Annotated in this window: 26 protein-coding genes; 10 read left to right on the plus strand and 16 right to left on the minus strand. The window is 66.8% G+C overall.

All coding sequences use genetic code 11. The features are described 5' to 3' along the window. Nucleotides 1-79 precede the first annotated feature (79 nt). Both W7U_RS14470 and W7U_RS14475 read left to right on the plus strand, forming a co-directional pair. Nucleotides 80-1,198 (plus strand): iron-siderophore ABC transporter substrate-binding protein, encoded by a 1,119-nt coding sequence (locus tag W7U_RS14470; RefSeq protein ID WP_008259159.1) that lies wholly within the window; start codon nucleotides 80-82, stop codon nucleotides 1,196-1,198. A gap of 101 nt (nucleotides 1,199-1,299) precedes the next feature. Further along, the gene (locus W7U_RS14475) at nucleotides 1,300-2,340 is read left to right on the plus strand and encodes an NAD(P)-dependent alcohol dehydrogenase (protein ID WP_008259160.1); all 1,041 of its coding nucleotides are present in this window, start codon (nucleotides 1,300-1,302) and stop codon (nucleotides 2,338-2,340) included. Between the two features lie 4 nt (nucleotides 2,341-2,344). On the opposite strand, the gene W7U_RS14480 is transcribed toward W7U_RS14475, so the two are convergent. Together W7U_RS14480 and nrdF are read right to left on the minus strand one after the other, a co-directional pair. Continuing rightward, nucleotides 2,345-2,695 carry a DUF3349 domain-containing protein gene (locus W7U_RS14480; protein WP_008259162.1) on the minus strand — a complete coding sequence of 117 codons (351 nt, stop codon included), beginning with the start codon at nucleotides 2,693-2,695 and terminating at the stop codon, nucleotides 2,345-2,347. Between the two features lie 143 nt (nucleotides 2,696-2,838). Beyond that, the gene (gene nrdF / locus W7U_RS14485) at nucleotides 2,839-3,813 is read right to left on the minus strand and encodes a class 1b ribonucleoside-diphosphate reductase subunit beta (protein ID WP_009954743.1); all 975 of its coding nucleotides are present in this window, start codon (nucleotides 3,811-3,813) and stop codon (nucleotides 2,839-2,841) included. A 209-nt stretch (nucleotides 3,814-4,022) separates the two neighbouring features. On the opposite strand from nrdF, the gene W7U_RS14490 reads away from it, so the two are divergent. Both W7U_RS14490 and W7U_RS14495 read left to right on the plus strand, forming a co-directional pair. Further along, complete coding sequence (locus tag W7U_RS14490) at nucleotides 4,023-4,469, plus strand: SRPBCC family protein (protein ID WP_008259170.1); 447 nt, start codon at nucleotides 4,023-4,025, stop codon at nucleotides 4,467-4,469. Next, nucleotides 4,453-4,989, plus strand: a complete 537-nt coding sequence (locus W7U_RS14495) for a TetR/AcrR family transcriptional regulator (RefSeq protein ID WP_008259171.1) — start codon at nucleotides 4,453-4,455, stop codon at nucleotides 4,987-4,989. The genes W7U_RS14490 and W7U_RS14495 overlap by 17 nt, the downstream gene beginning before the upstream one ends. Nucleotides 4,990-5,003: 14 nt before the next feature. Here the strand turns inward: W7U_RS14495 and W7U_RS14500 are convergent, their stop codons facing one another. From W7U_RS14500 to W7U_RS14515, 4 genes are all read right to left on the minus strand, one after another. After that, nucleotides 5,004-5,462 carry a universal stress protein gene (locus W7U_RS14500; RefSeq protein ID WP_008259174.1) on the minus strand — a complete coding sequence of 153 codons (459 nt, stop codon included), beginning with the start codon at nucleotides 5,460-5,462 and terminating at the stop codon, nucleotides 5,004-5,006. A 51-nt stretch (nucleotides 5,463-5,513) separates the two neighbouring features. Further along, entirely contained in the window at nucleotides 5,514-7,067 is a 1,554-nt protein-coding gene (locus W7U_RS14505; protein ID WP_008259176.1) for an NAD(P)/FAD-dependent oxidoreductase, read from the minus strand. Between the two features lie 155 nt (nucleotides 7,068-7,222). Next, a complete protein-coding gene (locus W7U_RS14510; protein ID WP_008259177.1) occupies nucleotides 7,223-7,951 on the minus strand; it encodes a TetR/AcrR family transcriptional regulator in 729 nt (242 codons plus the stop codon). A gap of 74 nt (nucleotides 7,952-8,025) precedes the next feature. Further along, entirely contained in the window at nucleotides 8,026-8,856 is an 831-nt protein-coding gene (locus tag W7U_RS14515) for a helix-turn-helix domain-containing protein (RefSeq protein ID WP_008259179.1), read from the minus strand. A 27-nt stretch (nucleotides 8,857-8,883) separates the two neighbouring features. On the opposite strand from W7U_RS14515, the gene W7U_RS14520 reads away from it, so the two are divergent. Then, complete coding sequence (locus W7U_RS14520) at nucleotides 8,884-9,351, plus strand: VOC family protein (protein WP_008259180.1); 468 nt, start codon at nucleotides 8,884-8,886, stop codon at nucleotides 9,349-9,351. Nucleotides 9,352-9,378: 27 nt separating this feature from the next. Here W7U_RS14520 and nrdE read toward each other — a convergent pair whose 3' ends face one another. The 4 genes from nrdE to W7U_RS14540 form a co-directional block, all read right to left on the minus strand. Beyond that, nucleotides 9,379-11,496 (minus strand): class 1b ribonucleoside-diphosphate reductase subunit alpha, encoded by a 2,118-nt coding sequence (gene nrdE, locus W7U_RS14525; protein WP_014942701.1) that lies wholly within the window; start codon nucleotides 11,494-11,496, stop codon nucleotides 9,379-9,381. Nucleotides 11,497-11,513: 17 nt separating this feature from the next. Beyond that, the gene (nrdI, locus tag W7U_RS14530; protein ID WP_008259183.1) at nucleotides 11,514-11,966 is read right to left on the minus strand and encodes a class Ib ribonucleoside-diphosphate reductase assembly flavoprotein NrdI; all 453 of its coding nucleotides are present in this window, start codon (nucleotides 11,964-11,966) and stop codon (nucleotides 11,514-11,516) included. A gap of 31 nt (nucleotides 11,967-11,997) precedes the next feature. After that, nucleotides 11,998-12,237: a redoxin NrdH gene (locus W7U_RS14535; RefSeq protein ID WP_008259184.1), complete on the minus strand. Its 240-nt coding sequence runs from the start codon at nucleotides 12,235-12,237 to the stop codon at nucleotides 11,998-12,000. A 528-nt stretch (nucleotides 12,238-12,765) separates the two neighbouring features. Next, the gene (locus W7U_RS14540; RefSeq protein ID WP_008259185.1) at nucleotides 12,766-13,320 is read right to left on the minus strand and encodes an NAD(P)H-dependent oxidoreductase; all 555 of its coding nucleotides are present in this window, start codon (nucleotides 13,318-13,320) and stop codon (nucleotides 12,766-12,768) included. A 91-nt stretch (nucleotides 13,321-13,411) separates the two neighbouring features. Between W7U_RS14540 and W7U_RS14545 the strand changes: the two genes are divergently transcribed. Then, on the plus strand, nucleotides 13,412-14,026 hold the full coding sequence (locus tag W7U_RS14545; RefSeq protein WP_008259186.1) for a TetR/AcrR family transcriptional regulator: 615 nt from the start codon (nucleotides 13,412-13,414) through the stop codon (nucleotides 14,024-14,026). Between the two features lie 8 nt (nucleotides 14,027-14,034). Further along, nucleotides 14,035-15,078 carry a DNA polymerase IV gene (locus W7U_RS14550; protein ID WP_008259187.1) on the plus strand — a complete coding sequence of 348 codons (1,044 nt, stop codon included), beginning with the start codon at nucleotides 14,035-14,037 and terminating at the stop codon, nucleotides 15,076-15,078. Here the strand turns inward: W7U_RS14550 and W7U_RS14555 are convergent. Both W7U_RS14555 and W7U_RS14560 read right to left on the minus strand, forming a co-directional pair. Continuing rightward, entirely contained in the window at nucleotides 15,013-15,954 is a 942-nt protein-coding gene (locus tag W7U_RS14555) for an SDR family oxidoreductase (protein WP_008259188.1), read from the minus strand. The genes W7U_RS14550 and W7U_RS14555 overlap by 66 nt on opposite strands. A 37-nt stretch (nucleotides 15,955-15,991) precedes the next feature. Further along, nucleotides 15,992-16,627 (minus strand): TetR/AcrR family transcriptional regulator, encoded by a 636-nt coding sequence (locus tag W7U_RS14560; RefSeq protein WP_008259189.1) that lies wholly within the window; start codon nucleotides 16,625-16,627, stop codon nucleotides 15,992-15,994. Between the two features lie 113 nt (nucleotides 16,628-16,740). Between W7U_RS14560 and W7U_RS14565 the strand changes: the two genes are divergently transcribed. Next, entirely contained in the window at nucleotides 16,741-18,216 is a 1,476-nt protein-coding gene (locus W7U_RS14565; RefSeq protein ID WP_008259190.1) for a cytochrome P450, read from the plus strand. A 119-nt stretch (nucleotides 18,217-18,335) separates the two neighbouring features. Here W7U_RS14565 and W7U_RS14570 read toward each other — a convergent pair whose 3' ends face one another. Beyond that, a complete protein-coding gene (locus W7U_RS14570) occupies nucleotides 18,336-18,830 on the minus strand; it encodes a hypothetical protein (protein WP_008259194.1) in 495 nt (164 codons plus the stop codon). 712 nt (nucleotides 18,831-19,542) lie between these two features. Between W7U_RS14570 and W7U_RS14575 the strand changes: the two genes are divergently transcribed. Continuing rightward, complete coding sequence (locus W7U_RS14575) at nucleotides 19,543-19,743, plus strand: hypothetical protein (RefSeq protein ID WP_008259198.1); 201 nt, start codon at nucleotides 19,543-19,545, stop codon at nucleotides 19,741-19,743. 49 nt (nucleotides 19,744-19,792) lie between these two features. Here W7U_RS14575 and W7U_RS14580 read toward each other — a convergent pair whose 3' ends face one another. From W7U_RS14580 to W7U_RS14590, 3 genes are all read right to left on the minus strand, one after another. Then, nucleotides 19,793-20,785: a sensor histidine kinase gene (locus W7U_RS14580; protein ID WP_014385519.1), complete on the minus strand. Its 993-nt coding sequence runs from the start codon at nucleotides 20,783-20,785 to the stop codon at nucleotides 19,793-19,795. Between the two features lie 129 nt (nucleotides 20,786-20,914). Next, nucleotides 20,915-22,372, minus strand: coding sequence for an FCD domain-containing protein (locus W7U_RS14585; protein ID WP_008259202.1), 1,458 nt, complete (start codon nucleotides 22,370-22,372; stop codon nucleotides 20,915-20,917). A gap of 18 nt (nucleotides 22,373-22,390) precedes the next feature. Then, nucleotides 22,391-23,584 (minus strand): thiolase family protein, encoded by a 1,194-nt coding sequence (locus tag W7U_RS14590; protein WP_008259203.1) that lies wholly within the window; start codon nucleotides 23,582-23,584, stop codon nucleotides 22,391-22,393. A gap of 62 nt (nucleotides 23,585-23,646) precedes the next feature. Here W7U_RS14590 and W7U_RS14595 point away from each other — a divergent pair, with 62 nt between their 5' ends. After that, nucleotides 23,647-23,982, plus strand: a complete 336-nt coding sequence (locus W7U_RS14595; RefSeq protein ID WP_008259204.1) for an OB-fold domain-containing protein — start codon at nucleotides 23,647-23,649, stop codon at nucleotides 23,980-23,982. The last annotated feature ends 4 nt before the right edge of the window (nucleotides 23,983-23,986 follow it).

Consider the following 23,986-nt stretch of genomic DNA (forward strand, 5'->3'; position numbering starts at 1 on the left):
TCGATGGTGGCGACCCGCTTCGCCCGGCTCCGCCGCGCTCGCGATCGCCATGGGGGTCGGCGATGTTAGCGTCTGACGTGTGTCGTTCGGCGTGATCAGACCCCCCCGGCTGGCCCCCGGGTTCGCCGTCGCCGGCGCCGTGGCGGCCGCGGTCGTGCTGGCATGCGGCGGCTGCGGATCCCACCGGCCCGCCGCCACGCCCCCGGCCCGTTCGCTGGTCACCCCCACCACGCAAATCGCGGGGGCCGGGGTGCTCGGAAACGACCGCCGGCCCGACGATTCGTGCGCCCGCGAGGCCGCCGAGGCCGACGCGGGGGCCGCGAAGCGGCGCGTCCACAACGCCGCCGGCGTCGAGCCGGACGTGGTGCAGGTGCCCGCCGACCCGCAGCGCATCGTGGTGCTCTCCGGCGATCAGCTCGACGCGTTGTGCGCGCTGGGCCTGCAATCGCGGGTGGTCGCCGCCGCGCTGCCGGACGGCTCGCCGACCCAGCCCGCGTATCTCGGTGGCGCGGTGCACGGTGTGCCCGGCGCCGGCACGCGCTCCCACCCGGACGTGAAGGCGATCGAGGCGGCCCACCCCGATCTCATCCTGGGCTCCCAGGGGTTGACGCCCACCCTGTATCCGCAGCTGGCGGCGATCGCCCCGACGGTGTTCACCGGCGCGCCGGGCGCGGGGTGGGAGGACAACCTGCGCGCCGTCGGCGCCGCCACCGCGCGCGGCACCGAGATGGACGGGTTGCTCGGCGGGTTCGCGAAACGGGCGACCGACGTAGGCGCGCGCCACGACGCCTCCCACTTTCAGGCGTCGATCGTGCGACTGACCACCGAGGCGATCCGGGTCTACGGCGCCAACAACTTCCCGGCCAGCGTGCTCGGCTCGGTCGGCGTCGACCGGCCGGCGACGCAGCGGTTCACCGACAAGCCCTACGTCGAGATCGGCGCCACCGACGCCGACCTCGCGAAGGATCCCGACCTGTCCATCGCCGACGCCGACGTGGTGTACCTGTCGTGCGCCACCCCGGCCGCCGCCGACCGTGCCGCCACGGTGCTCGACAGCGGCCCGTGGCGCAAGCTGTCGGCCAACCGCGACAACCGGGTCTATGTCGTCAACGACGAGATCTGGCAAACCGGCGAGGGGCTGATCGCGGCCCGCGGCATCGTCGACGACCTGCGCCTGGTGAACGCCCCCATCAACTGAGGCCGGGCCAGTCGAACGTGATGTTCGCCCCGATAGTTGGCGGAAGAACGTTACCCTAGCTAAAATTTTGGTCGAAGCCATCGGACCGAAGAGGAATATTCATGCGCACTGTTTCGGCATACGCCGCCACGTCGGCGACCGAACCGCTGACCAAGACCACCATCGAGCGGCGCGACCCGGGCCCGCGCGACGTGGCGATCGACATCAAATTCGCCGGCATCTGCCACTCCGACATCCACACCGCCAAGGGCGAATGGGGCACGCCGAATTACCCCGTGGTCGTGGGCCACGAGATCGCCGGCGTCGTGACCGAGGTCGGCGCCGAGGTCACCAAGTTCAAGGTGGGCGACCACGTCGGCGTGGGTTGCATGGTGAATTCCTGCGGCCGGTGCAGCAGCTGCGACGCCGGGCTCGAGCAGTACTGCAAGAACGGCGCGACCTTCACCTACAACTCGATCGATAAGGACGGCACGTCGACGCAGGGCGGGTACAGCCAGGCGGTCGTCGTCGACGAGAACTTCGTCTTGCGCATCCCCGACTCGCTGCCGCTGGACAAGGCGGCGCCGCTGCTGTGCGCGGGCATCACGCTGTTCTCGCCGCTGCGGCACTGGAAGGCCGGGCCGGGCACCCGGCTGGCGATCATCGGCCTGGGCGGCCTGGGGCACATGGGCGTCAAGCTGGGCGCGGCGATGGGCGCCGAGGTCACCGTGCTCTCGCAGTCGCTGAAGAAGATGGAAGACGGGCTGCGGTTGGGCGCCAAGCATTACTACGCCACCGCCGACCGCGAGACCTTCAAGAAGTTGCGCAGCAGCTTCGACCTGATGCTCAACACCGTCTCGGCGAACCTGAATCTCAACGACTACCTGAGCCTGCTCGACGTCGACGGCACCCTCGTCGAATTGGGCATCCCCGAGCACCCCATGGAGGTGGGCGCGTTCCCGCTGGCGCTGGCGCGCCGCAGCCTGTCCGGGTCGAACATCGGCGGGATCGCCGAGACCCAGGAAATGCTGGACTTCTGCGCCGAACACAACGTGACGCCCGAAATCGAGGTCATCGACCCCGACTACATCAACGAGGCGTACGAGCGCGTCCTGGCCAGCGACGTCCGCTACCGCTTCGTCATCGACATCTCGAAGCTGTAGCGGCTCAGGACGCCGTGTGGGGGGCCGGCTCGGCCTTGCCGTTGGCCGCGCCGGGATTTTCGGCCGCCTCGGGCGGGTGTGTGATGCCCGCCAGCGGCCAGCCCGCCGCGGCCAGCCGGGCGGCCACCCGCGCGATGTTCTCCGGGCCGGCGTCGTAGTGGGTCATGTCGGAGATGAAATCGGCGATCACGTCGCGGTTGATCTCCTCGCCCGGCCTGGTTTCCTCGTCTATCGCGTCGACGACTTCCTTGATCTGGTCCTCGGTCAGCGGGGTGCTGCGCAGCAGCTCCAACAGCGGTACACGGTCGGGTCCGGGAACGCCGTCGGGGTAGCCGCATTGCAGCCACTGGATCACTGAACGGAAGAAAGCGGCCGTAGAAGATGGGGTAATCGCCACGCCCACCAGTCTCCCGGCAACCCGGCCGGCGGCGCCACCGGGCCGCCGCGGGGTCGCCACAATTCACGCGGCGTTCACACACCGCTTGGCTGAATGCCCTGCTAGAAGTCCCAGTCCTCGTCCTCGGTGACGACGGCCTTGCCGATCACGTACGACGAGCCCGAGCCGGAGAAGAAGTCGTGGTTCTCGTCGGCGTTCGGTGAGAGCGCCGACAGTATCGCCGGGTTCACGTCAGTCTCGTCGCGCGGGAACAGCGCCTCGTAGCCGAGGTTCATCAGCGCCTTGTTGGCGTTGTAGCGCAGGAACTTCTTGACGTCCTCGGTGAGCCCGACCTCGTCGTAGAGGTCCTGGGTGTACTCCACCTCGTTGTCGTAGAGCTCGAAGAGCAACTCGTAGGTGTAGTCCTTGAGCTCCTGCTTGCGTGCGTCGTCGACCAGCGCCAGGCCGCGCTGGAATTTGTAGCCGATGTAGTAGCCGTGGACGGCCTCGTCGCGGATGATCAGCCGGATCATGTCGGCGGTGTTGGTCAGCTTGGCCCGGCTCGACCAGTACATCGGCAGGTAGAAGCCGGAGTAGAAGAGGAAGCTTTCCAGCAGCGTGGAGGCGACCTTGCGCTTGAGCGGCTCGTCGCCCTTGTAGTACTGCATGACGATCTCGGCCTTGCGCTGCAGGTTGGGGTTCTCCTCCGACCAGCGGAACGCGTCGTCGATCTCGGCCGTCGAGCACAGCGTGGAGAAGATGTTGCTGTAGCTGCGCGCGTGCACCGACTCCATGAAGGCGATGTTGGTGTAGACGGCCTCCTCGTGCGGGGTCAGCGCGTCGGGAATGAGGCTGACCGCCCCGACCGTGCCCTGGATGGTGTCCAGCAGCGTCAGGCCGGTGAACACCCGCATGGTCATCTGCTTTTCGTGGGCGGTCAGGGTGCCCCACGACGGCAGGTCGTTGGACACCGGCACCTTCTCGGGCAACCAGAAGTTGCCGGTGAGCCGGTCCCACACCTCCGCGTCTTTTTCGTCCTGCAGCCGGTTCCAGTTGATCGCCGAAACGCGGTCAATCAGCTTCATGTTTTCGGTCACCAGAACCCCGCTTCACACGCCGTTTTGCCTGAGGGACGTCAGGCTCCAGACACTACCCCTGGGGTACGACAACCGAGCGCAACACAAGAAGTTGTGTTTTGCGTGTCGCGGACGCCCGCGGGCCGCCGGATTTGCCTCTTCACTCCAGTATGCGCGCGGGGGCCGGCGTTTCGTGGGCATAACCGGGGACGGGATGTACCATTTGGTACATGATTACCGAAGACAGCGTCGAGATCGACGCGCCGGCGCACGTGGTGTGGAAGGTGTTCAGCGATGTCGAGCGCTGGCCCGAGTGGACGGCCTCGGTGACGTCGCTGGCCGCGGTGGACGGGCCCGGGCTCGCGGTCGGCAAGCGGTTCGCGATCAAGCAGCCACGCATGTCGAAGCTGGTCTGGAAGATCACCGAGCTCGAGCCGGGGACGTCCTGGACCTGGGAGCAACGCGCCCCCGGCGCGCGGGCCAGCGCCCGCCATGATGTGATCGCCCAGCCGGGCGGCGGCACCCTGGTGCGCCAGCGCATCGACCAGAACGGCATGCTCGGCGCGCTGGTCGGGCGGCTCATGCGATCGATGACCCGGCGATACCTCAAACTCGAGGCCCAGGGCCTCAAGGCCCGCTCCGAGCAGCTCAGCCGCGCCGATGGCGCGCACCCCTGACACCGAGCGGCGCCGCCAACTCCTCGATGCCCTCGTCACCGAGTTCGCCACCGGCGGCGTCGGCGACCGGTCGCTGCGCGCGGTGGCCGACGCGGTCGGCACCAGTCACCGAATGTTGTTGCACCACTTCGGGTCTCGGGAAGGACTGCTGGTAGCGATCGTCGAGGAGGTCGAGCGCCGCCAGATGGGGCTGCTGGCCGAGTTGCCCGACGACCCGGTCGAGGGCTTCGCCGCCATGTGGGCCGATGTCCGCCGGCCCGAACTGCGACAGTTCGAGCGCCTCTTCTTCGAGTGTTACGCCCGCGCCGCGCAGGGCGAAAAGCCTTTCGCGCGAATGGTTCCCGGCGCCGTCGACGGCTGGCTGGGCGAGGTCAAGGAGGCCGCCGACGGCCCGGTCGACCCCGCCCTGGCGAGGCTCGGGCTGGCCGTAATCCGTGGCCTGCTACTGGATCTCGTGGCCACCGACGATGACGCCGGCGTGGACGCGGCCGCGCGCGCCTTCGCGGAACTGCTCCGCTGATTCGTACCGGTGCCTCAGTTGGCGGTGTGCACGATCAGGACATCGGTCTTGACCCGGCGGGAGACCTCGGACGGCACCGATCCCAGCAGCCGCCCGGCGACGCTGTTGAGCCCGACGTTGCCCACGACCATCAGGTCGGCACGGACCTCCTCGGCGACCTGCACCAGCACGTTGATGGGCGCGCCGACGATCGACCGTTCCTCCACGTTATTGGCCCCCGCTTGGTGCGCCCGTTCCGTGGCGTCGCGAAGGATCCTGTAGTACGGGGCCTCCCCAACCGTCCGATAGTCCTGGCCGTGGTCGCTCCCAGGCGGGATGGCGTAGCGGCCGCGTTCCTTGGGGACGGGGAGATGCGCCGTCACCACGATCAATCGCGCGCCGTGGTCCGCGGCGATTGCCGCCGCGCGCTCCACCGCGAGCAGCGACGAGTCCGAGCCATCGGTGCCGACCACGACGGTCTGATAGGCGCTCATTTCCCTATCACTGTAACGCCCGGCGGCGGCCAAATCTCCAAACGAATTGGCTCAACTTTGCACGGCGGCCGCGTGCCTGCCCGTGCCGACCCCGAAGAACTGATACTCCGCGGGCCTGACCGAGCGCGTGGCCCGCCAGTACTCCCAGGTGTAGCCGCCCCACAGCACGGTGTTCTTGCCGTGCTCGTCCAGATACCAGCTGCTGCAGCCGCCGCTGTTCCACACCGACGGGCCCAGCCGGCGCTGCAGCTCGTCGTTGAACTCGTCCTGGGCGGCCCGGGTCGGGGCGAGCGCCTGCGCGCCCAGCTTGTCGCAGGTGGCGATCGCGTCGGCGACGTAACGGATTTGGGACTCGATCATGAACACCACCGAGTTGTGTCCCAGCCCGGTGTTGGGGCCCAGCAGGAAGAACAGGTTGGGCACGTCGGCCACGGTGATCCCGCGGTGGGCGCCGATGCCCTCGCGGTTCCAGCGGTCCACCAGATCCTCGCCGTGCAGGCCCTTGATCTGGACGTAGGTGTAGGAGTCGGTGACGTGAAAGCCGGTGGCGTACACGATCACGTCGGCCTGGCGGTGCGTGCCGTCGACGGTGTCGATGCCGTCGGCGGTGATCCGGGCGATGTGGTCGGTGACCAGTTCGGTCTTCGGGTCGGCGACCGCACCGTAATAGGTGGAGGAGTTCAGGATGCGCTTGCACCCGACGCGGTAGTTGGGAATCAGCTTGCGGCGCAACTCCCGATCCTTGACCGATCGGCGAATGTTGTACTTGCAGTACGCCTCGATGAACTTGAGCAGGTTGGGCCGCTTGGTCATGCCGAAGGCCAAAGCCTCCTGGCCCCAGTAGATGACAAGTCGCACGAGCGCGCGCAGGCCGGGCACGTTCTCCATGGCCCGGCGCACCGCCAACGGGATCTCGGGGTTCGAGCGCGGCACCACCCACGGCGGGGTGCGTTGGTAGAGCTGAAGTTCGGCGACCTGCCCGACGATCTCCGGCACGATCTGGATCGCGCTGGCGCCGGTACCGATCACCGCCACCCGCTTGCCGGTCAGGTCGACGCTGTGGTCCCACTCCGCGGAATGGAAAGCGGGACCGGCGAATTCGTCGCGACCCTCGATGTCGGGCATGGACGGGATGTGCAGCGCGCCGGCGCCCGAGATCAGGAACTGCGCGACGTATTCGCGCCCGTCGGCGGTGAACACGTGCCAGCGGTGCTCGTCGTCGTCCCAGTGGGCCCGATCCACCAGCGAGTTGAACTCGATGTAGCGGCGCAGCCCGTACTTCTCTGTGACGCCCTGGAGATAGTCCCAGATCTCGGGCTGATACGAGAACGGGTTCTTCCAGTCCGGCTTGGGCTCGAACGAAAACGAATACAGGTGCGACGGGATGTCGCAGGCGCACCCGGGGTAGCTGTTGTCGCGCCAGGTGCCGCCGATGTCGTCGGCCTTTTCCAGGATGACGAAGCCCACACCCTGCTTCTGCAGCGCGATGGCCATCCCCAGGCCGGAGAACCCGGTCCCGATGATGACGGCGCGGGTGTGGACGGGTTTGGAGGCCTTGGCCGCCGGAACCGGGGCGGTCTCGGTGTGTGTCACGACGTCGGTCACGGTCGATCGGTCTTTCTAGTCGGGCCAGTCTCGGGTCGGCGCTCGCCGGCATCCTCGGCCGTAGCCGCCCGGCTGGCGCAGATACCCAGTACCCAGGGTATCGGTTGGGACGAGTGTTGACGATCGCCAGGGCGATGTCAACGTGCCGAAGGTTCTCAGCCCGCGGCGCGGTTGGCCGGGACCACGCTGTGGATCGGCTCGTCAGGGTCCATGCGGATGCCGAGCGCCTCGGCGGTGCCGACGATGACCCCCATCATGATGGTCGTGAGGTGGGCGACGAATTGCTCGCGCGGCATGCGAAGCGGGCTGTCGGGGTCGGGGCCCAGCCACCACTCGGTGGCCGAGGCGGCGCAGCCGAACGCCGCGTTCCCGGCCAGCTCGACGGCCGCGTGGTCCAGCTCCATCTCGCGCAACTCGTTGTCGAACATGTCGGCCACCGCCAGGGTGATGCCGCGTCCCTCGTTGAGGATCTGGGGGCTCGCCGCCGAGCGGCCCTGAATGAAGACCCGCAGCACGTTGGGGTGCTTGTCGACCAGGTTGACGTACTCCTCGACGGCGCGCCGGATCACCTCGCGGGACGAGTCCGTTTTCAGGTCGATGGACGGGAAGATCGCCGCCCACAACATGTCGCGCAGCCGCTCCCCGATCGCCTGGAACAGGTCGGACTTGTCGTGAAAATGCCGGTAGATCTTCGGTTTGGCGGTGCCCGCCTCCTCGGCGATCTCCCGCACGGACAGCTCGGGTCCCAGGCGGTCGATGGCGCGGAACGCCGCGTCGACGATCTCGCCGCGCACCTTCTTGCGGTGCTCGCGCCAGCGTTCGCTGCGCGCGTCGACCTTGGCCCCCGGCTTGGCGGCCGGGTGGGGCCTGGGAGGTCGAGGCATTCTCACCACCTCACGCACTTTACCCCGTCGTCGCTTCTGACCTGGGCAGACTGGCCCAGACGAAGACACCGCGGTTAACGGTGCCGCTGGGCGTACTCCCCCGGGCTGCAGCCGAGCATCGACCGGAACTCGTTGGTGAAATGCGCCTGGTCATACCAGCCGAGCCGGACGGCCAGGTCGGCGAAGTCGACGCGTCGATCGCTCTCGATCGCCAACGCAGCTTGCTGCAGGCGGTAACGGCACAGCACCCACTTGACCGGCACACCGACATAGCGCCGGAACACGCGCTGAGTGGTTCGCGCGCTCCAGGGCGAGCACGCCATCACCTGCTCCACGCGGTGCAAAGCCTCGTCGTCGTGCATCCGGCGGAGCAGCGCCGTGAGGGCGTCGTAGGTCGGGTCGCAGATGGTCGCAGCGCCGATCGCCATGTCCAGTTGTGCGGCGGCGAGCTCGATGTCGTCGTCGAAAAGCGTTGGACCGCTGAACAAGTCGTCGTCGACTCGAACGATTCGGCCGGTCAGCGCAGCCGCATCGCGTCCGAATCGGGCGGTGAACCCGCCGGCGCGGAAGCGCGCACCGACAACCGCACCACGCCCCGACAACGTGATGGTGAAGACCCTCTCGACGACGCCGTGTACCAACGTGGCGGGCAAAGCGAATCCATGGCGCGGGGAGTCGGTGCCCCATTCATGGCTCAGGTTGATCGACGGGAAAGTGATCACCTGACTTTCACGCGGCGGCTGTCCCGTCAGATCCCAGCACACCGACCAAAAATGCTCGACGAACTTGGCTGCGGCCTGCGACGGCGCTTGGCGACGGAGGTCGAACGTCGATGCGCTGCCCGCGCGTCCGACCACGCCCGGCTGTGGACCGATCGCCTGTGGCGCGTTTTTCCAAGCCTCCACATGACGAATCTAGCCAACCTGGATTGCATGAATGTGCAACCGATTCCCGAGGGCTACACGAGTTTGACCCCGTTCTTGGTCGTCGATGGCGCCGAAGCCGCCATCAGCTTTTACATCGACGTCTTCGGCGCGACACTCGTCGAGAAGATGGCCGGACCGAATGACACGATCGCGCACGCGGAACTGGACTTCGGCCACGGCAGGTTGCAGCTGTCCGATCCCAACCCCGGCTACCACCTCGAAGCCCCCGGCCGGACAGAATCGGTGACCCATTCGGTGGTGTTTTACTGCACCGACGTCGACGCCGTGCTGGCGCGGGCCCAGCGAGCGGGCGCGACGGTACGCGAAGAGGCCCAGACCTTCGTCACGGGCGACCGGTTCGGCTCAATCGTCGACCCTTTCGGGCAACGCTGGTCGATCATGACAAGGGTCGAAGACATGGATCCCGCCGAGCGCGAACACCGGCTTGCCAGCTGGGGCGCCGACAACCTGTAAAGCACTCCCGGAGAGTGAATCCGTGTCCTACAGCATGCAGGACACGCAGCCCTCGACCTCGGTGCCCTCCAATGCCAGTTGGCGAAGACGGATGTAGTACAGCGTCTTGATTCCCTTGCGCCAGGCGTAGATCTGCGCCTTGTTCACGTCGCGGGTGGTGGCCGTGTCCTTGAAGAACAGCGTCAGCGACAGCCCCTGATCCACGTGCTGGGTGGCCGCGGCGTAGGTGTCGATGATCTTCTCGTAGCCGATCTCGTAGGCGTCCTGGTAGTACTCCAGGTTGTCGTTGGTCAGATACGGCGCCGGGTAGTAGACGCGGCCGATCTTGCCTTCCTTGCGGATCTCGATCTTGCTCGCCACCGGGTGGATCGAGCTGGTCGAGTGGTTGATGTAGCTGATCGACCCCGTCGGCGGGACGGCCTGCAGGTTCTGGTTGTAGATGCCGTGCTCCTGCACCGACTCCTTTAGCCGCCGCCAATCGTCTTGCGTCGGAATGCGAATGCCCGCCTCGGCGAAGATCTCGCGGACCCGCGGGGTGGCCGGCTCCCACACCTGCTCGGTGTACTTGTCGAAGAACTCACCCGAGGCGTATTTCGACCTCTCGAAGCCACCGAACTTGCTTCCCCGTTCGATCGCAATACGATTCGACGCGCGCAGCGCGTGGTAGAGCACGGTGTAGAAGTAGATGTTGGTGAAGTCGACGCCCTCTTCGGAGCCGTAGTGGATGCGCTCGCGGGCCAAATAGCCGTGCAGGTTCATCTGTCCGAGCCCGATCGCGTGGGACTCGTTGTTGCCCTGCTCGATTGAGGGCACCGAGGTGATGTGCGTCTGATCGCTCACCGCCGTCAGCGCGCGGATCGCCACCTCGATGGTCTGGGCGAAGTCGGGCGAGTCCATCGTCTTGGCGATGTTCAGCGACCCCAGGTTGCACGAAATGTCCTTGCCCACTTTGGCATACGACAGGTCATCATTGAACACCGACGGCGTGGAGACCTGCAGGATCTCCGAGCACAGGTTCGAGTGGGTGATCTTGCCGTCGATCGGGTTGGCCCGGTTCACCGTGTCCTCGAACATGATGTAGGGGTAGCCGGATTCGAACTGCAGCTCGGCCAGCGTCTGGAAGAACTCGCGCGCCTTGATCTTGGTCTTGCGAATGCGGGCGTCGTCGACCATCTCGTAGTACTTCTCGGTGACCGAGATGTCGGCGAACGGCAGGCCGTACACCCGCTCGACGTCATAGGGCGAGAACAGGTACATGTCCTCGTTCTTCTTGGCCAGCTCGAAGGTGATGTCGGGAATCACCACGCCCAGGCTCAGCGTCTTGATGCGGATCTTCTCGTCGGCGTTCTCGCGCTTGGTGTCCAGGAATCGGTAGATGTCGGGGTGGTGCGCGTGCAGGTACACCGCGCCCGCGCCCTGGCGCGCCCCGAGCTGGTTGGCGTAGGAGAACGAGTCCTCGAGCAGCTTCATGATCGGGATGACGCCCGAGGACTGGTTCTCGATGTTCTTGATCGGGGCGCCGTGCTCGCGGATGTTGCTCAGCAGCAACGCAACTCCCCCGCCCCGCTTGGACAGCTGCAGCGCGGAGTTGATCGATCGCCCGATGGACTCCATGTTGTCTTCGATGCGCAGCAGAAAGCAGCTCACCGGCTCGCCGCGCTGCTTTTTGCCCGAGTTCAAAAACGTCGGGGTGGCCGGCTGGAACCGTCCGTCGATGATCTCGTCGACGAGCTTCTCGGCGAGGATGGTGTCACCAGCGGCCAGCGTCAGCGCCACCATGACCACGCGGTCCTCGAAGCGCTCCAGGTAGCGCTTCCCGTCGAACGTCTTCAGCGTGTAGGAGGTGTAGTACTTGAACGCGCCCAGGAACGTCGGGAACCGGAACTTCTTGGCGTAGGCCCGATCCAGCAGCGTCTTGACGAAGTTGCGGCTGTACTGGTCGAGAACCTCGCGCTCGTAATAGTTCTCCTTGATCAGGTAGTCGAGCTTCTCGTCCTGATTGTGGAAGAACACCGTGTTCTGGTTGACGTGCTGCAGGAAGTACTGATGCGCGGCCTCGCGGTCCTTGTCGAACTGAATCTTGCCGTCCGCGTCGTACAGATTCAGCATCGCGTTGAGCGCGTGGTAATCCGTCTCCCCCGGCAACGCGTGGGCTCCGGTGGTTACAGGCTCTGCAGCGACGGTTGTTGACACGTCTGTTCCTTCCAGAAATCGGCTAAGCCCGCGCGGACGGCATCCACGTCGTCCTGGGTTCCCATGAGTTCGAAGCGATAGAGGTACGGGACGCCGCACTTGCGTGAGATCACGTCGCCCGCGTAGGCGAATTCGGCGCCGAAGTTGTTGTTGCCCGCGGCGATGACGCCGCGGATCAACGAACGGTTGTGCTCATTGTTCAAAAAGGCGATGACCTGTTTGGGGACATAGCCGCCGGCGTTGAGGTCAGGAGTGGCCCGCCCGCCGCCGTAGGTGGGCAGCACCAGGACGTACGGCTGGTCCACCTCGATACGGCCGTGCAGCGGTATCCGCGTGGCGGGAATCCCCAGCTTCTCCACGAAGCGGTGGGTGTTCTCCGACACGGAGGAGAAATAGACCAGGTTGCGCCCCGTGGTGTCCATGGTGCGGCAACTCCTTACCTAACGTCTTGCCTTACGCGCTGAGTTCCACCGCGGCGAGCGCCTTGATGCGATCGGGCCGGAAACCCGACCAGTGGTCGTTGCCGGCCACCACGACGGGAGCCTGCAGATAGCCCAGCGCCATCACGTAATCACGCGCCTCGGAGTCCAACGTGATGTCGACCGTGTCGTAGACGATGCCCTGCTTGTCCAGCGCCTTGTAGGTGGCGCTGCACTGCACGCATGCCGGCTTGGTGTACACGGTGATGCTCATAGAATGCCGCTCCTTTGCGGAAGAGGGGGACCCAATGGACTGGCAACTACTTTTGGACTGCGTCTTTGCTAGGTTCAGCGATCCGGCAGGCGCCCAGATTCCCGTCCTGCGGCGACCAGTGCCGAAGACCTGTCTTCGACCACTTCGCGCCGATTTCGGGGGGTTCACCGAGCCTGGCTGGCTTGGCGATCCTGGGATCCGCCGGTGCATCGAAACACTACACCTAGTGGCTGACAAGATGTCGAGATACAAGATGTTCTGAATAACATTTCTGAAATTCCCTGGTCGTGAGGCCTGTGTCGAACAAATTCGGGAACCCGCCCCGGCGTGTCGCAGATCACACGCCGACGCCAAGTCGCCTCCGGGTATCGGTATAGCAGCGGCCACCGACAACCCCGGTTTCGAACCGCTGGCCACGACGGGCCTACCGACAGCTAGCAAAGCCGCCAGACGGTGCTGGCGGCTTTGGCTATTCGTCGGCGGCAACCCCGCTGGTCACCTCCCGGACGGCTTGTCGACTTCTGCCAATCAGCCGGCTTCGGCGGCGAGCTTGCCCACCACGTCGCGCACGTTCGCCGACAGCTCGGCATGCTCGGCGGGCGGCCTGCCTTCCAGCGTCTTGAACGGCACGGACAGTTTGATCGAATCGACGACCCGCGCGCCGGCGATGCCGAAGGACTTGCGGGTCTCGTCGTGCGCCCACACCCCGCCGTACTGGCCGAAGGAGCCCCCGATGACGGCCAGCGGCTTGCCCTTCAGCGCGCCGTCGCCAAACGGGCGCGACAGCCAGTCGATCGCGTTCTTGACCACCGCCGGGATGCTGCCGTTGTACTCGGGTGTGACCACCAGGGCGGCGTCGGCGTCGGCCGCCGCGGCCCGCAGCGCGGCCACCGGGGCCAGCGGCGGGGCGTCGGCGTTCATCGCGTCGTCGATCTCCTCGTTGTAGAACGGCAGGTCGGCGAGCCCCTCGAAGAGCGTGACGCTGACACCGTCGGAGGCGACCGCCGCCGCCAATTCGGCGATCTGGCGGTTGATCGACGCCGCGCGCAGGCTTCCCACTAACGCCAAGATTTTGATTGCCACTCTCGCAGTTCCCTTCGGTCGTTGGTATACATCCTCGCACGACCTAAACGGACTGTGGTCCGATTTATTCCTCCGGCGTTAAAGTGCAAGGGTGAGCGGCGTCGAACGGTCGGGCGAGTTGCCGATGTGCGTGCCGCAGCTGCCGGCGCAGGAACGGGGCGACGCCCTGCGCAACCGCGCGCTGTTGCTGGATGCGGCGCGTCGCCTGGTCGCCGAGCGCGGGGCCGACGCCGTCACCATGGACGACGTCGCCGCGGCCGCCGGCGTCGGCAAGGGCACCCTATTCCGCCGGTTCGGCAGCCGGGCCGGCCTGATGATGGTGCTGCTCGACGAGGACGAACGCGCCAGCCAGGAGGCGTTTCTGTTCGGTCCCCCGCCGCTGGGGCCCGACGCCCCGCCGTGGGATCGGCTGGTGGCCTTCGGCCGGGAACGGATGCGCTTCGCCCACACCCATCACGCGCTGCTGTCGGCGGCCAACCGCGACCCGCGGACCCGTTACGGGCCGCCGGCCGCCGTCCTGCGCAGGCACGTGCGCGTGCTGCTGGCCTCGGCGGAGACGTCCGGCGACCTCGTGGTCCAGGCCGACGCCCTGCTCGCCCTCCTCGACACCGACTACGTGGAGCATCAGCTGAACGACGGCGGTCACACCCTGCAGACATTGGGCGACGCGTGGGAAAGCTTGGCGCGCAAGCTTTGTGGGAGGTGAACGTCGGCATGTCCGCGGCGGCGCGCGACTGGGTCCTGCACGTGGACCTCGACCAATTCCTGGCATCGGTCGAGTTGCGCCGTCGCCCCGAATTGGCCGGGCTGCCCGTCATCGTCGGCGGCAGCGGTGATCCCAGCGAACCGCGCAAGGTCGTCACCTGCGCGTCCTATGAGGCCCGGGAATTCGGTGTGCGGGCGGGCATGCCACTGCGCGCGGCGGCCCGCCGCTGCCCGGATGCGACCTTCCTCCCCTCCGACCCGGCCGCCTACGACGCGGCGTCCGGTGAAGTCATGGGCCTGCTAAGGGATCTGGGCCATCCGGTGGAGGTGTGGGGATGGGACGAGGCCTACGTCGCCGTCCACGCCGAGGACCCCGGCGAGGTGGCACAACAGATCCGCAGCGTCATCTCCACCGAAACCGGACTGTCCTGCTCGGTCGGCATCAGCGACAACAAGCAACGCGCCAAGGTCGCCACCGGATTCGCCAAGCCCGACGGCGTTTTCGTGCTCACCGATGCGAATTGGATGGCGCTGATGGCCGACCGTCCGGTCGACGCGCTGTGGGGCGTGGGGCCCAAGACCGCGAAAAAACTTGCGGATCTTGAGATTACGACGGTGTGGCAACTGGCCCACAGCGACGCCGAGTTGTTGACGGCCACGTTCGGGGCGCGCACCGGGCTGTGGCTCCTGCTGTTGGCCAAGGGTGGGGGTGACAGCCACGTCAGCGCCGAGCCGTGGGTGCCGCGCTCGCGCAGCCACGTCGTCACCTTTCCCCGCGACCTCACCGATCGCGCCGAGATGAACGCGGCCGTTACGGGTTTGGCCGAACAAGCGCTGGACGACGTGCTGGCCGAAGCGCGGGTCGTGACGCGGGTGGCGGTCACCGTGCGAACCTCAACCTTCTACACCCGCACCAAGATTCGCAAACTCGACGCGCCCACCACCGATCGCGACACGATCGTCGCTGCCGCCTTGCGCGTCCTGGATTTATTCTCCCTCGACCGCCCGGTCCGCCTGCTCGGGGTGCGGCTGGAGTTGCTCATGCCGGACTAGCGGCGCCGGGTTGGGTGGGCCCGGCCGCAGCGCGCGGGTGAAGATCACGTTCACCTGGCGCATGGCGACGCTATAGGGCCACCACGCAAGCCTTTTGAACGCGTAGAGCGCCCGAATGTCGGCCGAGGTGTAGATCAGGTATCGGTTCTTGGCCACGCCGGCAAGGATCTTTTCGGCCGCCTTCTCAGGCGACACGGCGTGGCCGGCGAATCGCCGTATCCACCGGGCGACGTTGGGATCCTCGCGGTCCACACCGGCGATCTCCACGGTCCCCACCAGCGGGGTGTTCACCGCGCCGGGCACCACCAGCGACACCCCGATGCGGTGGCGGGCCAAATCGAAACGCAGCACCTCCGAGACGCCGCGCAGTCCGTACTTGCTGGCGCTGTAGGCGGCGTGCCAGGGCAGGGCGACCAACCCGGCCGCCGAGGACACGTTGACCAGATGGCCGCCCCGCTTGGCCGCCACCATCGGCGGCACGAACGTCTCGATGACGTGGATCGGGCCCATCAGGTTGATGGCGACCATCTTGCTCCACTGCTCGTGGGTCAGCCGGTCGACGGTGCCCCAGGCGGATACGCCGGCGATGTTGAGCACCACGTCCATGGCCGGATGCGCGGCGTGGATGTCGGCGGCGAACGCGGCCACCTGGTCGTAGTCGGCGATATCGAGCGCCCGATGCTCCCGGACCTGCGCGCCCAGCGCGCGCGCGTCGGCCACCGTCAGTGCCAGACCGTCGGAGTCGCGGTCGGTCAGGTAGAGCTCGGCCCCCTGGGCGGCGAGCCGCAATGCCGTCGCGCGGCCGATGCCGCTGGCCGCGCCGGTGACAAAGCACCGCTTTCCCGCGAAATACCGCCCGGACGCCTTGTTCGCCATGGCGGCGACGATACCGCCGGTATCACCCAGACCGGCGCTAGGGACGGCCGGACCACAGGGCGTGCAGCCACAACTGCTCGAGCACGCGCACCCGTCGGTCACGGTCGCTGTCGGATCCGGTCAGAACCGGGTCGCCGGTCAACACCAGCGCGGTGGTACCCGTCAGGGTGCGGATCAGCGTCGGAAGATCGTCGCTGATCGGCCTGGCGGTCCCGGCCTTCATCTCGGCCTCGACGATGGCGACGATCTGCGCCAGCACCACCTCGAACTGCTGGTCGAGCAGGTCGCGGATCTCCACGTCGGTGTGGCGGGCCTCGTTGCAGGCGGTCACCACCGGATCGTTGTGCTCGTAGACGGCGGCGGCGCTGCCGACCATCCGCTTGGCGAACTCCTCGGGTGACTCGCCCGCCTGGCGTGGCGCGAAGTACTGGGTGAGTTCCTCGAGCTCTTCGGTGGCCTCCGCCATCAGCTGTGCCAGCACGGCGTATTTGGAGTCGAAATAGAAGTAGAAGCCCGAACGGGCGACCCCGGCGCGCAGGCTGATGGTGCTGACGGACAACTCGGCGAACGGTTTTTCCTGCAGCAGTTCGCGCACGGCCTCCACGATCGCCTGGCGTTGCTTGTCGCCACGCCGACGCGCGCCCGGCTCCGGATTGGCGGGGTGGCTGCTCACTCCCTGACCTTGCACCACGCCGCGCAAAAAGCAAACTTGACAGCCGTCAAGTTTTTCAGCGAAGGTAATAATCAGTGACCGCTGTCACCCCGAGGGCACGCAAAGGAGCGTCTATGACCACCATCAGCACTCCGCACTACCTGCTGGATCAGGCGCGGCGCCGATTCACCCCGACGCTGAACACCATCCCCGGCATGGGGGCGATCGAGAAGCGTCTGCTCGCCCACGAGTGGGACACGAAAGTCCTGGCGGAACCGCCCGCCGGCAGCGACCTGAAGCCCGTGATGGGTGACGCCGGGCTCCCGATCCTCGGCCACATCATCGAATTGTTTCGCGGCGGCCCGGACTACGCGTTGTACCTCTACAGGAACAAGGGCCCGCTGATCTACCTCGATTCGCCGATCATGCCGGCGGTCACGGCGCTGGGGCCCGACGCCACCCAGGCCGTGTTCTCCAACCGCAACAAGGACTTCTCGCAGAAGGGCTGGCACCCGGTGATCGGGCCGTTCTTCAACCGCGGGCTGATGATGCTGGACTTCGACGAGCACATGTATCACCGGCGCATCATGCAGGAGGCGTTCACCCGCAGCCGCCTGACCGGGTACGTCGAGCACATCGACCGCGTGGCGACCGACATCGTCGCCGGCTGGCCGACCAACGACGCCCGATTCCTGTTCCACCCGGCGATGAAGGAACTCACCCTCGACATCGCGTCCTTGGTGTTCATGGGGCACGAGCCAGGGTCCGACCACGACCTCGTCACCAAGGTCAACCAGGCGTTCACCACCACGACCCGCGCCGGTGGGGCGATCATCCGGCAGCCGGTTCCGCCGTTCAAGTGGTGGCGTGGCCTGCGCGCCCGCCAGCTGCTCGAGGACTACTTCAACGAGCGGGTCAAGGAGCGCCGCAACGCCACGGGCAACGACATGCTCACGGTGCTGTGCCACACCGAGGACGACGACGGCAACAGCTTCACCGACGAAGACATCGTCAACCACATGATCTTCTTGATGATGGCCGCCCACGACACCTCCACGTCGACGACCACCACGATGGTCTACAACATGGCCGCCAACCCGGAATGGCAGGAGCGGGCGCGCGAGGAGTCGGCCAGGCTCGGCGACGGTCCGCTGGACATCGAGTCGCTGGAGAAGCTGGAAACGCTCGAACTGATCATGAACGAATCGCTGCGGATGGTGACGCCGTTGCCGTTCAACATGCGGATGGCGGTGCGCGACACCGAGCTGCTGGGCCATTACATCCCGGCCGGCACCAACATCACCATCTGGCCCGGCATGAACCACCGACTGCCCGAATTGTGGACGGAGCCAGACAAATTCGACCCCGAGCGGTTCGCCGAACCGCGCTCGGAGCACAAGAATCACCGCTACGCCTTCGCACCCTTCGGCGGCGGCGCGCACAAGTGCATCGGCATGGTGTTCGGTCAGCTGGAGGTCAAGACCGTGGTGCACCGGCTGCTGCGCCGCTACCGCATCGAGTTGGCCCGGCCGGGCTATCAGCCGCGCTGGGATTACGGCGGCATGCCGATTCCGATGGACGGCATGCCGATCGTGCTGCGCCCGCTCTGAACTTCCGCGACGGCGTGTCACCGTCTCCGCCGGCGCGGTAGAGCCCGAGTTTCATTTGCGCTACCACCGGCGCTAGCGCAAATGAAACTCCCCTAGTTGGTTGCACGGGGTGCGCGGCATCAGTCGACCGCGAGCAACCGGTTGGCGCAGGCGATGACCGCGCGCAGCGCCGACTGCGTCGGATCGTCCGAGAGGCCCATCGCCCACTCGGCGCGGGCACCGTCGCTGCCGCGGATGAAAGTGGCTGTGCCGGTGGGCGACTGCATCTGATGGAAGTTCACGATTTCGACGGTGATCCCGCGCTGATGCAGCATCGCGGTCAGGGCCGCGATCGGGCCGCTGGCGGCCACGGTCGCGGTGCCGATGCGGTCGCTCAGGGCGATCACGGCCTGGAAGTTGCGGGCCTGCGGGCCGGGTCGCACCGCGCCCGTGCACTCCCATTGGCCTAGCCGCAGGGGTCCCGTGCTGCGCCCGTAGGTCGCGAGGAAGGTCTCCCAGGACATGGCGTCGGCCTGCTCCCGCAGCCCGCGGGGCAACGAGACGCCGAAACGATCGCCAAACCACACGGTGGCGGCGTCGAGATGTTGGAGCGGGTTGCGCTCGGGAAAAGTCATGGTGCCGGTCTTCTCTAGTCAGCTGGTGCGACCGACGGCAGTAGCTTCCGACCCACAGCGGGGGGTCGGTCAGAATCAGACCCCGCTGCGGGTGCTAGCTACTACGAAACGCGCGAGAAGACGCATGAGCGTTGACATTAGCCCCCTTCGCTCCGCGCCTTCAACCCCCATACGCCGTACAAAAAAATATAGGAAATAATACGAATAGTTTGGTTTGGGCGGGGTTGACAGGGGGTAAGAAGCCGGGTAACAGTCAATTAGACGGCTGTTGAACTATCCCCTCACCTGAAAGGCACGATCATGAAGTCAACGCCCACTCGGAACACCCTCAAAGCTGTCGCCGCGGCCGTCGGGCTGGCCGCAGCTTTGCTTGGACTGACGGGATGCGCGCCGACCACCAGCACGACTGGCTGCGATGGAGTCGTTGGCTGCTTGCTCTAAAGGGTCACGATGGGTAGCCCGCTGGGGAGGACCGAGCGGACGTCGTCCTCAGCGGAGACAACCTATGACGCTTGATCGATCGCAGTCGGCACCCGACGCCGTCATCATCTAACGATGTCGCACGAGCGCCGCCTCGGTCGAAACATGTTTCCAATGCCATTGCGCAGCGGGCGATTCAGCCTGCTCGTGACATATCCAGCCACTTCTCACTTAACACTGGTGAGACGTAACAGGTGTCCATAAGTCCTTAACGCATCTGAAAGGGACGATTATGACCTCATTGAAGACGAAAGCCTTTAAAACTGCCGCGGCGGCTACGGGGCTTGCCGCGGTATTGCTGCTGCCCACGGGATGCACGATGACCCCGGCCGACGCACCCGCCAGCGGCGGCACCCTTGGTGGCACCGTCGGCGGTGTGGTGGGTGGCGTGATCGGCGACGTCGGCGGAATTGTAGGCGGGTTGCTCCCCTAGCCGTTCACCACAAACGACCCGCCGGATCCCCTTGCCGGCGGGTCGTTTGTTACCCAGCCGGCTCGGGTGCGGGCTCAAACCGCAGGTACGCCTGAATTGTCGTTCCCGTCCTGGCGGTATGCGTGCGCACCAAATCCGAAATGGCGTTGACCAAGTACAGGCCGCGGCTGGCGGGGCCGCACGGACCCGGGTCGAGGCGGCCCACCAGCGGATCGTCGAGCTGTCCGGTGTCGCGGGCCTCGCACACCAGATATCCGTCGTCTTTCCAGAACGCCAACCGGCAGGCGCCCCCGGTGTACATCAGGCTATTGGTGGCCAACTCGGTGGCGACCAGCTGCAGATCCTCGATGCACTCCTGGGAAAGCCCCATCCACCCCGCATAGTCGACGGCGAACGAGCGGGCGGGCCGAAGATCCGCTGACTTCCTCACCATGTAGGTGACGGCGCCGGGATTCGCGGCCAACGGCTGGTTGCAACGCTGCAGCACTTCGTTCGGCGCGTAGTCCGGGCTGCGGTGCAGCGCACCGCTTTTCCACAACAACGGGTGCGTCGCTCGGGCATCCATCAGGACTTCGTCGCCGATCGCGCTCGCGTCGTAGAGGCACAGGCTTGTCGCCGGGTATGCGTCCATCGCCGTGTTGACCAGCGCTTCGTGCTCGATGCAGGCGACGAACTCCTCCTCGGTGCGGCCCGGCCACGCGAGCTGGCTGACGATCCGCACCCGCCGATCCGGGTGCTCGTCGATGAACGCGCCCTCCATCGCCATGAACCGGCTCGGGTTCCGGGCGGCCTCGGTGACGTCGGTCATGTACACGTCGACCGGCAACGCCTCGCCGTCGTACAACTCGCCCTGCAGCAGGGCCAGGGTCTCGGGAGGCACGGCGAGCAGCACCGCCTCGCCTGACGCCAAACCGTCGCCGACGAAGCGGCCCACCAAGTCCAAAAACTCCTGCTGAGAGTGATAAATCAGTGCGGAGTGGACGAAACCGTATTGTCTGGTTTCGGTATCCGCCGTCACTTCAGCGCTCTCGCTTTCGATCACTTGCGCCAACCCCCTGCTGGATCGGCTGTCGCCCATCCCCCCTTCCAGTACCCAAGACGGGCCTTCGCTATGCCGCGCAACAGATCACATTTGCGCGCACACCCGGGGGGGCGACATCGGGCGGCGCGATCACAGCCACCAGGAGGCGGCGGCATCGAGGTGACGGCGGAGGCGATAGCAGGCGACGCTCTCGTCGGCGGCCTCCACCGCCTCGACAATGCGCAAGTGAGCGTGGTGCACGGCCAGCACGTCCGACCAGGTGGGCAGCGCCTGCCCGGTGCTCGACCAATGCCGGCGGAACAACTCGACGATGATCCGGAGGAACAGGTCGAGCAGCGCGTTGCCGGCCAGCTGCGCCAACCCGACGTGGAAATTGAATTCCTCCGCGATCGCCCGCCGGACGTCGTCGGGCGTCGGCTGCGCGGCGTCCGGCAGCCGTGACCGATGCGCAACGAGGAATGCCGCCACCTCGGGCTCGTCGAGCCGCTTGACGACCTTGGCGACGTTGTCGATCTCGATGGCGTCGCGGACGCACCGTAGGTCTTCGCGGCTCGGGTCGCGGTACTGCAGGTACAACGCGATCGTGTCGATGCTGGCCTGGGCAGCGGGTTCGGCGATGACGAGTCCGCCGCCGGGTCCGCGGCGCATGTGGGCGATCGAGTGGTATTCGAGCAGGCGCACCGCCTCGCGGAACACCGCGCGGCTCACCCGGTAGCGCGCCAGCAGGGCCGCCTCGGTGCCGAAGACCGACCCGACGTGCCAGCCGCTGGCGGCGATGTCGTCGCCGATGGTGACGGCCAGCATCTCGGCCAGCTTGCCGCGGGGCATCTCGGAATCGAGACGCCGCCGCCGCGTGCGCCCGCGGACCCTGTCGCCGGGATGGTGCCGTTGCAGCCAGCCCGTCACCGCCTCGACGTGTCGCTCGGACAGCGTCTTGGCGCGCGCGGAATCACCGGCCGTGACGGCGGCGACGATCTTGGAGTGGTGGGCGTGCAGGTGTTCGACGGCCTCGATGGCCTCGGTCGCCGAGTCCGTTCGCGACGCCAGCGCGTAGCGCGTGGTGAGCCGCATCAGGACGTCGATAAACAGTTGCAGCACGGGATTTTTCGATTGCTCGGCCAGCGCGATGTGGAACTCGTCGCGCGGCGCCGGCAAGCCCGGCTGCCACTTTTCCTCGGCGTCTAAAACGGCCCGCAGCCGCGCGATGCCGGCTTCGTCGATGCGCTCGGCGGCGAGCGAGGCCGCCAACGGCTCGAGCACCAGACGCGCGTTGAGCAGATCGCCCAGCGTCGTGCCCAGATATTCGAGATAGATGACGACGGCGCGGGTGGCGGGCCCGGCGTCGGGCTCACAAATGTACAGCCCGCCGTTGGGGCCGCGCCGCATCCTTGCGACCTGGTGGTGCTCGACCAGGCGAACGGCCTCGCGCAGCACCGATCGGCTCACGCCGAAGCGTTGTTGCAGGGCGAGTTCGGATCCCAGCGATTCGCCGACGGCCCAGCCGCGGCGGACGATGTCCGCCTCGATGTCGCGGGCGAGGATCGACGCCAGTTTGTCCGCGTGGCCGGCCTTCAGGTCCTCACTCATCTGAGCTCAATCACACGCTCAACAGGTGAGCAGCATGCACCCCGCGACGGGCCCACCGCCGACGGAAACGACGCCGACCTCCGGGCGGCGGGCGACCTGCCGCTCCCCCGCGTCGCCGCGCAGTTGCAGGCACCCCTCGTGCAACGCCCAGTAGCCGTGCATGCGCCCCGCCGAGAGTTGGCCGCCGTAGGTGTTCAGCGGCAGCAGGCCGTCGCGGGCGATCCGCGCGCCGCCTTCGACGAAGGGCCCGGCCTCGCCGTCCCCACACACACCGAGGGCTTCCAGCCACGCCAGCGTGAGATAGGTGAATCCGTCGTACAACTGGGCGATGTCGAGATCGGCGGGCCGCAGCTGCGTCCGCGACCACATCTGCGCCGTGGCGTCCGACATCGCCATCTTCGGGTAGTCGTCGCGGTGAAACCAGCCACCGGCGCCGTCGGATCCGCCGATCGCCTCCACCCGCACCGCGCGATGCGGACAGTCGGCGGCGTACTCCGCGTGGGACACCACCACCGCGATCGAGCCGTCGATCGGGACGTCGCAGTCCAGCAGTCCCAGCGGGGTGGAGACCGGCCGCGCCCCCAGGTAGTCGGCCATCGTCATCGGATCCCGGTACACCGCACGGGGATTCAGCGCCGCGTTGCGCCTGCCGTTGAGCGCTATCCACCCCAACTGCTCTTTGGTGGTCCCGTACAGCTCCATGTGGCGACGGCAGTTCAGCGCCAGCCAGTTGGCGGCCGAATAGGCCTGCGCCGCAACCAGATCGTTGACGTCGTCCATCGCCCCGACGGCGGGCTTCGGCTCGCCCTCGGGTGTCTCGAACATCCGCGCCAAGGGAGGGGCGGGAGCGTTCTCTTCCTGCTTGACCGGGACGGTGCCGCCGAGCATCTGGATCGTCCGGTACACCACCACGTGCCGGGCTCGGCGTTCGGCGACCGCGCGGCAGGCCGACATCACCGGCGACAGCAGGCCGCCGGTGCCGAACCCGGATCCGCAGTCCGCGGCGTCGATGCGCAGTTGCGCGTTGACGTCTTCGGCGGGTGTGTCGCCGAGCGTGGCGATCCCGTCGATGTCGGTCGCGGCCAATCCGGCGTCCTCGATGGCCCCGCGCACCGCCTCCATCGTCAGCTCCAGGCCCGGAATGCCGGTGCGACGGCCGATCCGCGAGATCCCGATGCCGGACAAGATCGCGTCTTTTTCGAAATGCGTCATGTACACCGCCCGTCAGACCACACCGTCGCCGCGTCGAATCAATTGAGTGTACTGTATTCGTCGTGTCAGACGGGGCGCTGCTCATCGAGTACTGCGACGGCTGCGCGCGCTGGGTGCATCCGGCGAGCGGCGAATGCCGCGAGTGCGGGGGCTCGCTGGTGGCGCGCGAGGTGTCGGGGCGCGGCACGGTGTTCACCTACACGGTCAACCACCACCCGTACAACCCGGAGATCCCCACCCCCTACGTCATCGCCATCGTCGAACTCGCCGAGCAGCGTGGCCTGCGGGTGGCGGCCAATATCGTTGACTGCGAACCCGATTCGGTGACCTGCGGGATGCCGGTCACGCTCCGCCCGGAGCGGGGCGCCGCCGGTGCGCCGCAGTTCGCGCCGGCGTGAGCCG

Origin of the sequence: Mycobacterium sp. H4Y (genome assembly GCF_000364405.1) — a bacterium.
GTDB classification, from domain to species: Bacteria; Actinomycetota; Actinomycetes; order Mycobacteriales; family Mycobacteriaceae; genus Mycobacterium; species Mycobacterium intracellulare.

Coding starts and splice junctions, on each gene's coding strand:
- W7U_RS14475 (WP_008259160.1), top strand. CDS start 1,300: ATGCGCACTGTTTCGGCATACGCCGCCACGTCGGCGACCGAACCGCTG.
- W7U_RS14490 (WP_008259170.1), top strand. CDS start 4,023: ATGATTACCGAAGACAGCGTCGAGATCGACGCGCCGGCGCACGTGGTG.
- W7U_RS14495 (WP_008259171.1), top strand. CDS start 4,453: ATGGCGCGCACCCCTGACACCGAGCGGCGCCGCCAACTCCTCGATGCC.
- W7U_RS14500 (WP_008259174.1), bottom strand. CDS start 5,462: ATGAGCGCCTATCAGACCGTCGTGGTCGGCACCGATGGCTCGGACTCG.
- W7U_RS14510 (WP_008259177.1), bottom strand. CDS start 7,951: ATGCCTCGACCTCCCAGGCCCCACCCGGCCGCCAAGCCGGGGGCCAAG.
- W7U_RS14520 (WP_008259180.1), top strand. CDS start 8,884: ATGAATGTGCAACCGATTCCCGAGGGCTACACGAGTTTGACCCCGTTC.
- nrdI (WP_008259183.1), bottom strand. CDS start 11,966: ATGGACACCACGGGGCGCAACCTGGTCTATTTCTCCTCCGTGTCGGAG.
- W7U_RS14535 (WP_008259184.1), bottom strand. CDS start 12,237: ATGAGCATCACCGTGTACACCAAGCCGGCATGCGTGCAGTGCAGCGCC.
- W7U_RS14550 (WP_008259187.1), top strand. CDS start 14,035: ATGTCCGCGGCGGCGCGCGACTGGGTCCTGCACGTGGACCTCGACCAA.
- W7U_RS14555 (WP_008259188.1), bottom strand. CDS start 15,954: ATGGCGAACAAGGCGTCCGGGCGGTATTTCGCGGGAAAGCGGTGCTTT.
- W7U_RS14565 (WP_008259190.1), top strand. CDS start 16,741: ATGACCACCATCAGCACTCCGCACTACCTGCTGGATCAGGCGCGGCGC.
- W7U_RS14570 (WP_008259194.1), bottom strand. CDS start 18,830: ATGACTTTTCCCGAGCGCAACCCGCTCCAACATCTCGACGCCGCCACC.
- W7U_RS14575 (WP_008259198.1), top strand. CDS start 19,543: ATGACCTCATTGAAGACGAAAGCCTTTAAAACTGCCGCGGCGGCTACG.
- W7U_RS14585 (WP_008259202.1), bottom strand. CDS start 22,372: ATGAGTGAGGACCTGAAGGCCGGCCACGCGGACAAACTGGCGTCGATC.
- W7U_RS14590 (WP_008259203.1), bottom strand. CDS start 23,584: ATGACGCATTTCGAAAAAGACGCGATCTTGTCCGGCATCGGGATCTCG.